Source organism: Runella sp. CRIBMP (assembly GCF_009905605.1).
In the GTDB taxonomy this organism is placed as follows: domain Bacteria; phylum Bacteroidota; class Bacteroidia; order Cytophagales; family Spirosomataceae; genus Runella.
In genome coordinates this window covers 285,128-300,972 of sequence record NZ_JAAAKZ010000002.1, presented here as the reverse complement: position 1 = coordinate 300,972, position 15,845 = coordinate 285,128, and the positions used below count along the sequence as shown (strand labels likewise).

Annotated in this window: 10 protein-coding genes; 6 read left to right on the top strand and 4 right to left on the bottom strand. The window is 46.2% G+C overall.

The genetic code is table 11. From position 1 onward, the window contains the following. Positions 1–37: 37 nt before the first annotated feature. Both GVN20_RS06425 and GVN20_RS06420 read right to left on the bottom strand, forming a co-directional pair. On the bottom strand, positions 38–985 hold the full coding sequence (locus GVN20_RS06425) for a bile acid:sodium symporter family protein (protein ID WP_166557541.1): 948 nt from the start codon (positions 983–985) through the stop codon (positions 38–40). 21 nt (positions 986–1,006) lie between these two features. Further along, positions 1,007–1,618 carry a trimeric intracellular cation channel family protein gene (locus tag GVN20_RS06420; protein WP_166557540.1) on the bottom strand — a complete coding sequence of 204 codons (612 nt, stop codon included), beginning with the start codon at positions 1,616–1,618 and terminating at the stop codon, positions 1,007–1,009. A gap of 346 nt (positions 1,619–1,964) precedes the next feature. On the opposite strand from GVN20_RS06420, the gene GVN20_RS06415 reads away from it, so the two are divergent. The 3 genes from GVN20_RS06415 to GVN20_RS06405 all read left to right on the top strand — a co-directional run bounded on the left by GVN20_RS06415 (position 1,965) and on the right by GVN20_RS06405 (position 6,422). After that, positions 1,965–4,406, top strand: coding sequence for an outer membrane beta-barrel family protein (locus GVN20_RS06415; RefSeq protein WP_166557539.1), 2,442 nt, complete (start codon positions 1,965–1,967; stop codon positions 4,404–4,406). Positions 4,407–4,696: 290 nt separating this feature from the next. Further along, positions 4,697–5,578 (top strand): DUF6454 family protein, encoded by an 882-nt coding sequence (locus tag GVN20_RS06410; protein WP_166557538.1) that lies wholly within the window; start codon positions 4,697–4,699, stop codon positions 5,576–5,578. Positions 5,579–5,642: 64 nt separating this feature from the next. Then, positions 5,643–6,422, top strand: coding sequence for a DUF1080 domain-containing protein (locus GVN20_RS06405; protein ID WP_166557537.1), 780 nt, complete (start codon positions 5,643–5,645; stop codon positions 6,420–6,422). Between the two features lie 53 nt (positions 6,423–6,475). On the opposite strand, the gene GVN20_RS06400 is transcribed toward GVN20_RS06405, so the two are convergent. Then, complete coding sequence (locus GVN20_RS06400; RefSeq protein ID WP_166557536.1) at positions 6,476–9,019, bottom strand: cation-translocating P-type ATPase; 2,544 nt, start codon at positions 9,017–9,019, stop codon at positions 6,476–6,478. A gap of 416 nt (positions 9,020–9,435) precedes the next feature. Continuing rightward, positions 9,436–10,284, bottom strand: a complete 849-nt coding sequence (locus tag GVN20_RS06395) for a hypothetical protein (protein ID WP_166557535.1) — start codon at positions 10,282–10,284, stop codon at positions 9,436–9,438. A gap of 110 nt (positions 10,285–10,394) precedes the next feature. Here GVN20_RS06395 and GVN20_RS06390 point away from each other — a divergent pair, with 110 nt between their 5' ends. The 3 genes from GVN20_RS06390 (at position 10,395) to GVN20_RS06380 (ending at position 15,442) form a co-directional block, all read left to right on the top strand. Further along, positions 10,395–10,694 carry a hypothetical protein gene (locus tag GVN20_RS06390; protein ID WP_166557534.1) on the top strand — a complete coding sequence of 100 codons (300 nt, stop codon included), beginning with the start codon at positions 10,395–10,397 and terminating at the stop codon, positions 10,692–10,694. A gap of 82 nt (positions 10,695–10,776) precedes the next feature. Next, positions 10,777–14,631: an SNF2-related protein gene (locus tag GVN20_RS06385; RefSeq protein WP_166557533.1), complete on the top strand. Its 3,855-nt coding sequence runs from the start codon at positions 10,777–10,779 to the stop codon at positions 14,629–14,631. A gap of 133 nt (positions 14,632–14,764) precedes the next feature. Next, entirely contained in the window at positions 14,765–15,442 is a 678-nt protein-coding gene (locus GVN20_RS06380; RefSeq protein ID WP_166557532.1) for an SGNH/GDSL hydrolase family protein, read from the top strand. The last annotated feature ends 403 nt before the right edge of the window (positions 15,443–15,845 follow it).

Below are 15,845 nucleotides of genomic sequence, written 5' to 3'. Positions count from 1 at the left end.
TTTTATAATTACCCTAATCAACAAAAATCCTACTAACCTAATCCTTCACACCCACCAACGTACTTTTTCGTTGCCAATAAAACGCCAAGGCCGTGCCCGATACAATGTGCCAGATGCTCCACCAGCCCGCCACGATGGCCATGCCGCCCAGCGGCAAATCGGGGGGGAAAACGGCAGGGTTAAAAAGCAGCGCGAGTCCTAAGCCCGAGTTGTGGATGCCAGTTTCGATGCTGAGCGTGCGGCGGTTGGTTTCTGAAAGACCAAAAACGCTCGCGGTCAGGTATCCCATGCCCAGCGCGATGCCGTTGTGAATCAGCACCAACAGAAAAACGTAGGTGATGTGATTGATGAAAATGTCGAAATTTTTGGTGAAAGCCACCACTACCAAAACGATAAAAAACACCAAGGAAGCCTGCCGCAGGGGTTTGATGAGGCGCTCCGCGAGGCGAGGCATATAAACCGAGCAGAGCATTCCGAGCGCCATCGGCAGGCCCAAAATCATCATGACCGATTTGAGCAACTCCCGCCAGTCCAGTTCGATGGGCCGTACCAGTGAGTTGGCCTGCGCGTACATGTTGCCCCAGAATGTGAAGTTAAAGGGCGTCATAATCACCGCCAAAATCGTACTGATGGCCGTTAGGCTGACGGCCAGCGCCACGTTGCCTCGGGCAAAAGAAGTGATAAAATTGGAAATATTGCCGCCTGGACAGGCAGCCACCAAAATCATCCCCAGAGCCACGCCTACGGTGATATTGTCGCCAAGGGCCATCACCAGACCAAAAGTGGCGGCGGGTAATAAAATGGCTTGGCTCAATACGCCGGCGATGAGTTGCCGGGGATTTTGAATGAGGTTTTTGAAATGTTCGGGTTTGATGTCCAGCGCCACGCCAAACATAATCAGCGCGAGCGCCACGTTGATGGTGGCCGAGCTTTCGGCCGAAAAATCGAGGCGGATGTAGTCCAGCGCCGCTAAAGATTCTTTCATAAAAGGTAATAGGTCAGGTATTTACAGGTCAATTTTGGGCAAAGACAAACGGTACTTTACCGCGATTAACCGAACAATAATAATCAATAATACGCATCCAATCGCATTCCAATCCGAATGAAAATCGTAGTAATCCAGTAAAACAAACACGACCGCCCCCGCCATACAGGCCGTGGCGTAGATTTCTTTTTGGAAAATCAGCGGGAGTTCGTTGATGAGGGTGTCGCGAATGACGCCGCCAAAGACGGCAGATACCATTCCTAATATAATGGCCGCAAAAGGATTGACGCCGTACTGAAGGGATTTTTGCACACCCAAAATCGTGTAGACGCCGATGCCGACGGTGTCGAGCAGAAAAATAACTTTATGCAACCGAAAAATGACGCGCTTGAAAAGTACCGTAATGATGACCCCCAACGTGATGAAAATCAGGTAATTCATGTCTTTCACCCACGCCAGCGGATACACACCCAGTGTGACGTCGCGGAGGGTGCCGCCACCGATGGCCGAGATGAATCCCGTAAAAAATACGCCGAACAGGTCTTGGTACATTTTCTTATCGGAAGCCGCCAAAGCGCCCGATATAGCAAACACCAATACGCCAATCATATCAATATAATAAGGGAGCTGCATAACTGGGGTTGATTTGACGAAGGCACAAAATAAAGACAAACCTAATTGAGAAACCAATTTTTACCTTTCATGAAGTTTTTTTAACACTTCGTGCAACGTTTATATACTTGAATGCATCTTATCCCTGAAATTAGCAGCATGAAAACGAAGTAAGCAAGAGATTACAGGCAGTTAAATATTTCAAAAGTATCCCATTGGCTGCCTGTAATCTAAAATTTATCCTAATCGGCTCCTTCAAACCGTTTGTCCAAAAAATCAAACCGCTTGTGTAAAAAAAGGTAGCTTGTATTGCAAAGTACCGTAGTTTTGGAGCAGTAATTAACAACAGCCATTTTAAACAATAGCCATGAAAACTTTTACGAGTTTGGTTGCAGCTATGTTGCTGCTTTCTACTTCAATGTTTGCCCAAAGCCCTGTTCGGGGGAAAGTATCGGGCGAAATCCGTGAAGCAAACGGAAAATCCCTCCCATTTGCGACCGTTTTATTGCTCAAGGCAAAGGACTCTACGCTGGTAAAAGGAGCTATCACGAGCGAAACAGGTTATTATGAAGTTGAAAACGTGCCCGAGGGTAGTTATTTGATTGGGGCCAACATGGTCGGATTTCAAAAAACGTATTCGGCTCCTTTTTCGATTTCGGCCGCCTCCACCACTGTTCAGGTGCCAGCACTACAGATGTCTGAAACTTCGCAAACTTTGGACGAGGTAAAGGTGATTTCCAAGAAACCTTTTGTGGAACAGCAGATTGACCGGATGGTGGTTAACGTTGAAAACAGCGTCGTATCGGCGGGGGGGACTGCCTTGGAGGTGTTGGAAAAAGCACCGGGCGTAACGATTGACCGCCAGAATGATCGTTTGCAATTGAAAGGCCGGCAGGGAGTGATGGTGATGATTGACGGAAAATTGCAGCAGATTTCGATGCAAGACCTCATGAACATGCTCCAAAGTATGCCCAGCGACAACGTTGAAAAAATTGAATTGATAACTAATCCACCCGCCAAATACGACGCCGCTGGTAATTCGGGTTTGATTAACATTGTGTTGAAGAAAAACAAAAATTTCGGTACCAACGGAAACTATACCCTCAGCGCGGGGGTGGGAAGATACGAAAAGCTGAACGGCTCGATTGGGCTCAATCACCGCACCGCAAAAATCAACTCATTTGCCAACGTGAGTCTCTTCCACGCCCGTTTTCAAAATACACAGGACATCGACCGGACCATTGCTTACAAAGACCAAATTACCTACTTGGACCAAAACAGCCCCCGCGTGGGTAATCCCCAAAACCTGAGTTTTAGGGCAGGTGTGGATTATTTTGTGACCAAGAAAACAACGGTCGGCATCTTGGCAACGGGCTTCTTGAATCAGTTCAAAATGAACGGAATTTCAAGTACGGATTTTTACGACAAAAATCGTACACTGACGGGCCGTTTTGCCACCGACGCTTTCAACCATAATAAGTTAAATAACTTCACGGGCAACCTTAATTTGAAACATGACTTTGGGGACGGTCGCGAGTTGAGCGCTGATGCCGACTACTCGGTTTTTGACGGAAATTCTGGTAACGATCTCAATACCAATTACTTTGATGCCAAAGACGTGCTTACCAGCAAAGAGATTGTACGCAACATCATGCCTTCAACTATCGGTATTGCGGCCGCAAAAGTAGACTATATCCATCCCCTCAAAAAGGGTAAATTTGAAGCTGGGGCCAAAAGTAGTTTGGTAAATTCAGACAACGATATGCGTTTTGAGACGCAAGTGGATAAGCAGTGGATTCTGGACCCTTCGCGCTCTAATCGTTTTAAATACACCGAAAATATCAACGCGGTTTACTCCAATTATAGCACAAAACTTGATAAAAAAACGCAGTTGCAATTAGGATTGCGCGTGGAGCATACGCACTCAAAAGGAAATTCAGTAACGCTCAACAGCATCGTAGACCGCAACTACGTCAACGCGTTTCCTAGTGTGTTCGTGTCGCGTCAGTTGGATACCAACAACGTGTTGAACGTGTCGTTTAGTCGTCGCATCGACCGTCCGAACTACCGCAACTTGAATCCTTTCCAGTTCTTTTTAGATCCGTTGACCTTCCAACAAGGAAACCCAAATTTGCGCCCGCAGTTTACCAATTCGTTTCAGGTAACGCACGTATTTAAGGGGATGTTTTCGACCACGTTGGGCTACAGCCGCATTAACGACGTCATAGCCGACCAGATTCCGAAACAGATTGCCGAAGAAAATAAAACCTACGTTACCACCGAAAACCTTGACCATCAAGATAGTTACAACGCAACGTTTAGTATACCCGTCACCATCAGTAAATGGTGGACGATGCAAAACAACGTCAGTGCGTTTTATAACCGCTACCGCTCGTTTTACTACGGTGCCGACTTGGATTTGGGTCAATTTGGAGCGACGGTATTTGTGACCAACAATTTTACACTTCCCAAGGGCTACACGGCGGAGTTGAGCGGATTCTGGAATTCACCAACGCAGTACAACATCCTCCAAGCCAAAGCACAGGGTCAAATCAGTGCGGGTTTTGCCAAATCACTTTGGAATCGGAAGGCCTCCTTACGCCTGAATGTTCAGGATATTTTCTTCCTGAATCGTTTTGCTGGAACGGTTAAATACCAAGATTTGAATTTCCGCGTCAATTCGCGTTGGGAAAGCCGCCAAGTACGCTTATCGTTTACGTATCGATTTGGAAATCAAAATGTTAAAGCCGCCCGTCAGCGGAGCACAAGTACCGAAGATTTGCGTAACAGGGCCAATTCAGGTCAGTAAAGCAGAGGGGTTGAAAGATGGGATTCCTGAAAACCGCTTTGGACCAGAGACAAACAAAATGTAGACATTCACTGTAACCATTTCCTTTTTTGCCAGTATCGACAATCAGGAAATAAGTATAAAAAATTTTAGTTTAGGTTAAGAAAACGTCGGAAAGCCGTCCTTCACTTGAGGGGCGGCTTTTTTTTGTCTTTTGCGCAGGATGTTTTCTAATAATGGCCATCTAAATCAAAGAATAAGGGCTTACTTTACTTTTAAAAACAACTCATTCTTCCATTTTCAAAAATACTATGAAGTACTTTGTGTTGACCTTTTGCTTGTTTTTTAACCTTTTGGCGCAGGCACAATTGCTGAAAAAACTCACCCAACTTCGCCCTGATTCGCCGTGGAAATTAACGGCTTCGGTTCGGCTTCAATTTCCGAGTTTTCATCCGCAGGGAATGGTTAAAATTGGCCAATATTTTTACCTGAGTTCGGTAGAAGTCACCCGCAAACGGCAAGACAACGACGGAGGCGCGGGCATCGGCCACCTTTTTAAGTTTGACGCCACAGGCAAACTAATCTCTTCCATTACCTTGGGCGAGGGCTTAATATACCATCCGGGCGGGATAGATTTTGACGGAAAATACATCTGGGTTCCCGTGGCAGAATACCGCGCCGACAGTCGGGCGGTGATTTATAAAGTCGACCCTGAAACGATGAAAGCCGTTGAAGTGATGCGAGTGGATGACCACCTTGGGGGCATCGTCCACGATACCGAAGCCAATACGCTCAACGCGGTAAGTTGGGGTTCTCGCCGCTTTTATCAGTGGGAAGTGTCGTCAAATACGGCCGTTTCTCCCAAACAATTGCGGGTAGATAATCCTGCCTTTTATGTGGATTATCAGGATTGTCACTACATCGGGCAACGAAAGATGCTTTGCGGTGGGCTGAAAAAATACAAGACCGCTCCCGACGCCGTGGCTTTTGCGTTGGGGGGCTTGGAAGTGGTGGATTTGAAAGACAACCGCCCGGTGCATCAGGTGCCGTTGCTGCTGTGGTCGCCCACGGGTGCACCCATGACCAACAATCCCTTTTGGATGGAATCAACCGCCACGGGACTACGCGGGTATTTTGTGCCCGATGATGATGCCGCTTCCACGCTGTTTGTGTACGAGACCTACTTAAAATGAAGTAGAATAAGCCTTTTCTTGCTTTGATAAATAGTTGTAATTCACCCCCAAAACTTGTTTTCTCATGAATAAAATTGCCGCTAAATCGTTCATTTTTGCTGGGGCCATGCTTGTGGTTGGCTTAGCATTTCCCGTGGTTGCCCAAGTAGGAGTCGGGGTAAAAGCCCCCAAAAAAGCTGAAGTGTATTTTGACGGGTCGCGCAAAATGCTCGATGAAAAATGGACGTATTGGGATGGCCCGCGTTTGGCGGCTACGCTTCCCATCAAATGGTTTATTGTCAATGACCCGGTCGATAAAGGAACGGCCGTCAATACCAATGACCCTGCCGCAGCGGGTGGAAAGTACGGTGCGGCAGATATTGTTACCAAAGAAAAATTCAAGGATTTTCGCCTTCATGTGGAGTTTTACATCAGCAAACCGGGTGGCAACAGCGGTGTTTATCTCCAAAATCGTTACGAAATTCAAGTATTAGACGGTGATACCACCTCGCACGGCATGGCGGCGGTCATCAACGAAACGCCTTCCCCTTACTATGCCTATAACGGTGTAGGAAAATGGAACGCCTACGATATTATGTTTAGGGCGGCGCGTTTCAAGGATGGAAAGCTGGTTGAAAAACCCCTAGTAACCATTTATTTTAACGGAAAAAAAGTGCACAAAAACCAGCGCATCAGTCAAGTATGGGGCGGTCCGAACTCGGGCATTGACGGGGGAAATGATGGCGGCAAAGGAATCACGGATACGCCTGGTGGCCTAAAATTACAGGCCGAAGGCCATGACGTACTTTACCGTAATATATGGATTCAGAAAATGGACATTACCGAAGCAAATACCGATTTTTAATCACCTGTTCCTCGGAGACTTGGAAAGTTTAGAAAACTTTCCAAGTCTCTTTTTTACTTTTTGTTTCGTTTAAAGGTTTTTTCCACCTCGACGGCCCAAAAAGTAATGCTTGATACGCCAAAGGCAACAGCTAATTCTTCCAATGTAAGAGGCTGCGTATGGAAGAAGTCATTCAGAAACGGCACGTATATCACCGCCATCTGCAAAGCAATAGTTAATAATACGGCCCCGAGTAAGGTTTTGTTACCCAATAAACCTTGGCTAAACAACGATTCTTTATGGCTTCGCACGGCCATTACGTGCCAAAGTTGACTCAGACACAGCACCGTAAACACAATCGTTTGCCAGTGGTCAGCGCCAGAATTGATTTCGTACCACTGCGTGCCGACGGTCAGTAATCCCACCAAAATACCTACCCAAATGATATGGCGGCCCAGCCCGTTGGCAAAAATGCTCTCTTTAGGGTCGCGCGGTGGGTGACTCATGATGCCTTTTTCGGCAGGCTCAGCCGCCAGCGCCAAGGCTGGCAAACCGTCCGTTACCAAATTGACCCATAAAATATGAACGGGCAACAATGGAATAGGCAAGCCAATGAGCGGAGCCAAAAAGATGCTCCAGATTTCGGCGGCATTGCCAGTCATGATGTACTTAATGAATTTCGTGATATTGTCGTAAATGCGGCGCCCTTCGCGGACGGCCTTGATGATGGTGGCAAAGTTATCGTCCAACAAAATCATGTGCGCGGCCTCCTTGGTTACGTCGGTGCCCGTGATTCCCATGGCTATGCCGATGTTGGCGCGTTTGAGCGAAGGCGCATCGTTGACACCGTCGCCCGTCATGGACACAAACTGGTCGCGATTCTGAAGGGCTTTTACGATGTTTAGTTTTTGTTCGGGCGACACGCGCGCGTACACTCTAATATCCAGCACTTCTTTGGCAAACTTCTTTTCGCTCATGGCAGCCAGTTCTTTGCCCGTGATTACCTTTTGCTGGTCGTTGTCCAGAATACCGATTTCGCGGGCGATGCTCGCCGCCGTGAGTGGGTGGTCGCCAGTGATCATCACGGGCACGATTCCAGCCGATTTACATTCTTGAATGGCCTTTTGTGCTTCTTCGCGTGGCGGGTCAATCAGGCCGACCAGCCCCAAAAAATCAAGGTCTTTTTCGATGGTTTCAATGGTAATGTCGGCGGGTAACGCGTCCAATACTTTGGTGGCAAACCCCAAAACGCGCATTCCTTCTTGGGCCATGCGTTCTTCCTGTTCTTTGATAACGGTGTCGTCTCCAATGCTGATTTGGGCAATTGATTCGGCCGCACCTTTGGAAATAATCAAAAATTTACCGTCATATTCATGAATGGTTGTCATGGCCTTGCGATCCGAATCAAACGGCAATTCATGCACGCGTTTGTTTCTCTTCCGCCATTGTTTATCAAAAGAATCCTGTGTTTGCGCATAGTTGAGGATGGCCACTTCGGTGGGGTCGCCGGTGAGGATGTTGTCCTGTTTTTTTACGTCTTGATTGAGGGCCATAGCCTGTACCATACGCATTTGGTCAGCTTCATTGGTTACCCAAAGGTCTACCACTTCCATTTTGTTTTTGGTCAAAGTCCCCGTTTTGTCGGTGCAGATGTAGGTCACAGAGCCGAGGGTTTCGACCGCGTATAGTTTTCGAACGAGGGCATTTCGTTTGGCCAAACGGCCCGCGCCCAACGCCAACGAAACCGTAATGACAGCGGGTAATGCTTCGGGAATGGCCGCAACCGCGAGCGAAATGGACGTAAGCAGCATATTGCCAATTTCTTCGCCGCGCAGGTACCCCGCCAAAAACAGTACCCCGCAGAGGATCAGGATGATAACGGTCAATCGTCGGCCAAAATCGCCCATTCTTTTTTGGAGGGGTGTTTCACTGCCTTCTTCTTGCAACATCCCCGCGATTTTGCCCAGTTCAGTATCCATACCCGTGGCCACTACGACGCCCTGCGCTCGGCCGTTAGTGACGTTGGTGCCGCTAAAAGCCATGTTGGTGCGGTCGCCCAAAGGCAGCGATTTGTCATCAAGTGGGTCGATTGTTTTATCAACAGGTTGTGATTCGCCCGTCAGGCCCGCTTCTTCAATTTTGAGCGAATGCACTTCCATCAAACGCAGGTCGGCGGGGACGGCCGCACCCGCTTCGAGCAAAACGAGGTCACCTTTGACAAGCTCAGGGGAGGGAATGTCGGTGGGTTTGCCGTCGCGAATTACTTTGGTGGTCGGAACTGCCAGTTTTCCAAGCGCTTCCATGGCTTTTTCGGCGCGGTATTCTTGCACAAAACCAATGACAGCATTTAGTAGCACGATGACCAAAATAACGATGGTATCCGATAACTCGCCCACAATCCCCGACACCACGGCTCCCACAATGAGCACCAGAATCATCACATTTAGGAATTGTTGAAGAAAAATAAAAATGGGTGATTTTTTCTTCTTCGTTTTCAATTCGTTACGTCCTTCGCTTTGGAGTTTTTTCTGCGCCTGCGAGGCTGTCAGGCCCGTAGGGGAGCTGTGCTGGTGTTTTAAAGTCTCTTCTGGTGAAAGTAAATGCCAGTGTTGTGTCATAATTTAACAGTTTATGAATGTCGGTGTATGAAACATTTTGCCGTCTATTGTTCACACAAAGCGCCGACATCAACGTGTTTTGGAGATGTAAACGAAAAGTAACTTTTAAGCAATTTGCTAAATTTACACCCATAAAATGATTTACGACCATTTTATGGCTCGAATTTTACCGTTTTTTCTCTTATTGGTTTGCTTAGAATGACGAAATTTTCTAACAAGATGTTTAAAAAATGGGCTTATGAGTGGGTGTATAAAATTATTTTGAATTCAACGGTAGTTGGAAGTTTCCCCGCGCTGGTGGTTAGCTCTCAAGAAGGGAATAGTGGAAAATCCCCTTACAAGCAATTACTTATCAGCCTAACTTTGGCTAGTATAAGCAGTTTTAAGGAGAAAGATTACCGAGGTTATGGATTGTTTCAATCTTCGAAACGGCTTCGATACAAATGCCGCATTCCGTAAATGTATCGGATGGCTACGCCAAACTGATAACTCACAGGGCGCAAGGTAAGTGAAGACGTGCCCTCAATCAGTCGATTGATGTATAATTGGGAATCGGAGCGTAGTGCAGAAGCACCCGCATAGTGAACGCGCCCGAAGGCGACGAGTTCGAGGTGGGTCGATACGCGGCCCACAAATTCAAGGCTTACTTCGGGTTCTAGTTTAGATTTTCCAGTGGAGAAGGTTTGATTTTCTACCAAAAGCGTATCGGGTGCGTTGCCAGCGCCCGATGAGCGGGTAAGACCTGTTAATACAAAAGTTTCGGCATTTTGTCGTTTGCGTGTAGGAGTCCACAAAAAACCTGCACCGACGTAGATACCCGATTGCTTGAGAACGTTGCCCAACCGAAGAATGCGCCATTTAAACCGCAGCGGAATGCTGTGTTCAAGTTCATTGACCCGGACCGTAAAGCCGCGAGAGGCATTGACCCGCATGATGGTATTGGAGGGATTGCGAATGTAGCCTGATTCAATAGTCCAACGTAAATTATGAGAATATCCCAAATGCCCACCCGCGTAGCTATCGGTGTAGCCCGATTGATACGCCAACAGCCCAAAAAGGGAATTGGAAAGCGTAGCTCCGTTCCATTTTCCCCCGCCTTCAATGCCGATGTACCAGTGACTGTCGGAGCGAAATAAATCGGGTTGTGTAAGCAAAATGGCCGTTTTGGGGCGTTTAAAAGGACGATAATATTCATCAATCTGGGCTTTTGCATTTAGAAAGAGCCCACCCCAACATATCCCAAAAATTAGTATCCGTTGTATCATTAAAAAGCTGAATAATTACAGAACGATTTGCGTTTTGAATTGTTCAATAATACGGCGAAGGTAACGAGTTCGTTGCAAAGGACTGCCGTTTTATCGTTATTCGCGTTATTATGAAACTTTTATTTCCATTATCTACCATTGAATCCCCCTTTCGCATTGGCGAGCGGGTAAAGATCGATTTGTTTACTTTGTACAAAAAACCTCCATACGAGACCATCGAGGGGACGATTTATCAGGTACGGGTTGACTTTCCTTTACTATCGACGACCAAAAGCGACTTTTCGTTTGAATTCACCGAAATTAAATTTCGTTATGGAATCCAACCTGATACCAAGATGTTCCCTAAAATGAAGGATGTTGAGAATGAACTCTATGATGTGCCGGCGGAATATATTAACGAATTAGATTGAACGTACCACCTTTTGTGAACGGGTTGACAGGAATTATAGGTCAGAATTTGACCCTTGGCAATCTGGAAATTGAAACTATAAAATGGCTTATTTTAAAGGACTGATCATAGAAAGTTTGACCGCTTTGCGAAAAGAAGCTTCAAGTGCTGTTCGTCAACGCGGAAATGATATTTTTAGAAGTGGAGGAGTAAAAATTGCGAGTTTTGACGGAGATTATTACGCGGCAAAGTTTAACGTTGAAAGTCAATCGAGTTCGCAGAAATACGAGGTGGAACTGTCGAGCATGGACGATACCGATGCCATTGAATGTTACTGCAGTTGTCCCTCAGAGGTATATCCCTGTAAGCACGGCGTAGCGGCGGCTTATGCACTGGAAAATTTTCTGAGTGAAGGCTCAGAAAAAACCAAGCCGACGATTCACGACCTAAAAAAAATCATCATTGACATCACCGATTCGTCGCGGCAAATTGAGCCCCAAAAGCTCGTGTTTCATAAGCCCACTCTGCACCGAATGACGGATACGACGGTGGTTTTACGCACCCTCGACGACCAACAGATTCAGAACAATGTACCGCTTTCTTTTTGGGCAAGTCGCCGTCATTATTTGGAAGTAAAGTCCGTAGAGCAGGGCAAAGGCTATGAACGTTTTGAGCTGTCTGTGCGCAAAAAAGGTGTGAATACGGTGCTAATTACCCGACTAGAGAAGTTTAAGTACCATTTTTCGTGTACTTGTCAGCAAGAACTTCGTACACCGCTCTGTGAGCACATGATGGGGGTTTTGGTGTGGCTCAAGCAGCAACGGGGGCTGTACGCACTTGAGTTACTGAAGAATTGGGAGCGCGAAAAAGATGCATTGCTGGCCAAATATGGCTATACTTCGGAGGATAATTTGGTCGGAAAGTTTGACTTTAAAATCAATCATTACGGCGAATTGGAACTGGTCGTATTGGATAAGAGCATTCAGCCAATTGCGGGGGTGCAGTGGGGAAATGTCTTTAAAAGTACCCTGCCCATCAAGTCTGCCAGTCCTTTTGTACCTGCCGAAAATGCCAAAGATAAGCCCGTATTTGTATACCTATTGGAACATTTTACGACCAAAGAGCTTCCTTTTTTTAGGCTCGAAGTAGGCAAAGGATTTTTGAATTCCAAAACGGGAAAAGTGGCTCATTTTGCCCGTATCAACTGGACCGATAAAGAACGCCCCGCCGCTGATGCTACCGATTTAGAAATCATGAATTCGAGCCGGTTGTTGGGGCAGGAATTTATGCACGAAACCCTGCGGCAGCGTGGGTTTAAGCTCTCTACTTCTTCTTGGAACATCAAATACACTGAAGAAATCATTGATGCCGCCCTCGAAATTACGGGCAAAGTGCTGGAGAAATTGTTTCCTTTGCTGGTGGGCCATGCCGTTCGGGTCAATCAAAAAATCAGCTCCCACAGTACTGGAACAGCCGTGACGGTCAGCGAGACCCCGCTGGATTTGCATTTTCAGCTTTCGCGTACCGAACAAGAAACCATTCTCGAGGCATTTATTAAACACGGTAATGAAACCCTGATTCCGTTTCAGGAACTTACCGATTTGGAAACGTATTGGTTGGCACTGCTGCCCGGTGATTTACTTTGTCGCTTTCGTTCGGCGGCGGCGGCCAAAGTGGCCCGTCATTTTTTTGAACTGGGTGGGGCTATTCGCTTACGCTCAGTGCGCGATGACACGTTTTTCAACGGCTTTGTGATTCCGTTGGCCGACCAGTTTTCGGTCGAATTTGATAAAAATCAGGCCATTTCGCAGACTGACCTCGAATGGCAGGAGGGAAGGGTTTACCTCAAAGAGGCCGAAGATAATTTGTTGATTGTGCCCGTTTTTGTGTACACGACAGAAGATGGAGACGAGATAGAACTACCCCGCGATTTTCGGCAGGCCCGGGTTAATGCCTATAATAATACCGTGCAGATTCAACGCCGAGACCGTGATTCTGAAGAAACTTTTGTGCAGTTTTTGCAAAAGCAACACCCTGCTTTTGAGCACCAAACCGACGAATATTTTTATCTACCCTCCGAGCAGGTGTTGGAAGCGGGCTGGCTGTTTCAGTTTTATGAAGCCCTGAATCAGTATGGTACCAAACTTTTTGGGTTTAATAACCTCAAAAAATTCCGTTATAACCCCAATAAGGCGACCTTCAAAATTCGTAATTCTTCAGGGATTGACTGGTTTGATTTGCAGGTAGAAGTCTCGTTTGGCGACCAATCGGTAGCGCTGGCCGACGTGCGAAAGGCTATTCTGAAAAAGCAAAATTACGTCGAACTCAAAGACGGCTCGTACGGACTGCTGCCCGAAGAATGGGTGGCACAATATGCGCAGTTGTTTCGGTTTGGGAAAGTGGACGAAAAGAAGGGCGTGTTGCGGCTTTCTAAACAACATTTTACGATTTTAGAGCGCTACAAAGAGTTTATCGAAAATCCTAAATTGCTCGAAGAACTCGACGAAAAGCGCGAAAAACTGTTGAATTTTACCGAAATAAAAAAAATAAATCTGCCAAAAAACATCACCGCCACCCTGCGACCGTATCAAGAAGAAGGCTATAAATGGCTGCATTTTTTGGATGAATTTGGTTGGGGCGGTTGTTTGGCCGACGACATGGGGCTGGGCAAAACCCTGCAAATGCTGACGTTTTTGCAGGAACAAAAAAATCGAAATCCCAAAGGTGTACATTTAGTGGTGGTGCCTAAAACGTTGATATTCAACTGGCAAGCCGAGGCCGCTAAGTTTTGTCCCGAACTGACGCTTTATGTACACACGGGGCCGCAACGCACCAAAAATGCCAAGGTATTTAATCGCTACGATATTATCCTTTCAACGTATGGTTCTGTACGTTCAGATATTGAATTGTTGAGCAACTTTCGGTTTCATTATGTGGTGTTGGATGAGGCCCAGGCCATCAAAAATCCCGATTCGATGATTTCTAAGGCTGTAAAACTGCTCAACGCTCAAAATCGCCTGACCATGACGGGAACGCCCGTTGAAAACAATACCTTTGACCTGTATTCACAGTTTGATTTCTTGAATCCGGGCTTTCTCGGTCACGAAGATTTTTTCCGGACCGAATACGCTACCTTGATTGATAAATATCAAGACAAAAGCCGGGCGGCGGAGCTACGCCGTTTGATTTATCCGTTTATGCTCAAACGCACCAAGGAGGAAGTAGCCAAAGACCTGCCCGAAAAGACGGAAACGGTGCTGTATTGCGAGATGGACAAGCGCCAACGCAAAGTCTATAATGCGTTTCGAGATAAATACCGCGACATGATTGCGGGCAAAATGGCGGAAGTTGGACGAGAACAGGCGTCGTTTTTGATTTTGGAAGGCTTGCTAAAACTCCGCCAAATTTGTGATTCTCCAGCTTTGCTTTCCGACGACGAAGACTACGGACAAGATTCGGTCAAACTGGCTGAAATTGTGCGCGAGATTGAAGAAAATGCTTCTCATCATAAGATTGTGATTTTCAGCCAGTTTTTGAAAATGCTTGACTTGATTCGCCAAAAGCTCGAACGCGACCGCATCCCGTACGAATACCTTGATGGTAAAACGCAAGACCGCGCCGAGCGGGTCAATCGTTTTCAGGGCGACGACGAATGTCGCGTTTTTTTGATGAGCCTCAAAGCGGGTGGCGTTGGGCTCAACCTGACCGAAGCCGACTATGTATACCTCGTAGACCCGTGGTGGAATCCCGCCGTGGAGCAGCAGGCCATCGACCGCGTACACCGCATTGGCCAAACCAAGCGCGTTTTTGCGTACCGAATGATTTGTAAAGATACGGTAGAAGAAAAAATTGTGCAGTTGCAAGACCGCAAGCGCGCCCTCGCCGACGACCTCGTGTCGACTGAAGCGGGCTTCCTGAAAAAACTCACGCAAGATGATATTTTGGGGCTGTTCAGTTAAGGGTTCATGCAGGGCGCAGAGGAACAAAGTGTTTTACTCTGCGTCTTGGCGTCTTTGCATGAAAGAAAAACTGTTAGAAAGAGCGGGGTTTTTCCTTTGTAGAAAAATGTCTCTCAACTTCTAAACAATTAAAATGAAAAGATTTTTTCGGTACCTCAAACTTAGCTTTTTTACCCTTCCCTTACTTGCAGCCCAACAAGATAAACCCATTCGGGTCATTTTCTTCGGAGATTCCATTACCCAAGCGGGTGTTCGTCCAGGCGGATATATCGTAAAATTGGGTGAAATGCTCGAAAAACAAAACCTCAAAAGCAAATATGAACTCATCGGCGCGGGTATCGGCGGCAACAAAATTTATGACCTTTATCTTCGGATGGAAGATGATGTGTTGTCGAAAAAACCAGACGTGGTTATCATTTATATTGGTGTAAATGACGTGTGGCACAAAGCATCGCACGGTACTGGTACCGACCCCGACAAGTTTGTGAAGTTTTACGAAGCCATCTTGAAGAAATTGCAGGCGGCCAATATCCGCGTAGCCCTTTGCACCCCTGCCGCTATCGGTGAGCGCACCGATTTCTCTAATCAGCAAGACGGCGACCTTAATCAGTATTCCCAAATGATTCGGAATTTGGCCAAGAAAAACGGCCTGCCACTGATTGATTTGCGTAAAGCATTTTTAGACTATAATCTCAAAAACAACCCTAACAACGAAGAGAAAAATATCCTCACCTCCGACCGCGTTCATTTAAATGAGGTTGGTAATCAGTTCGTTGCGGATGAGATGTGGAAAGTACTTAAAGGGATGTAACAATCTTTTTATTTGTTCTATAGATAATGTGTTATGTTAAAGACCATAAAAATAACAAAAGTCGAATTTGACTCTACCATCAATGAAATGCAAAAACATGCTTTACATTGAGAAAAAGGTAACCCAAGCAAAAAAAACACTTAAACGAGTTGGCTTACCGAAAGATTTAGAGTATTGAGGGATGAAAAATACCCTATCATCTAAAAATCAGCCCTTCGCTTCTGAAATGTGGAGGTTTGAAAATGATTTTATTAAAATTGTAGCTTGGCGGTGAAAATATAACCAAAGGCATTTCTTTACCAAAGTCATTAGCGGTTGCAAAACCCTAATGGCTTTTTTGTTGCCCTAATTTTTGAAAATTTATAATTTGGTAAACTTATGTTTAAAATAAGTAAACAGAAAT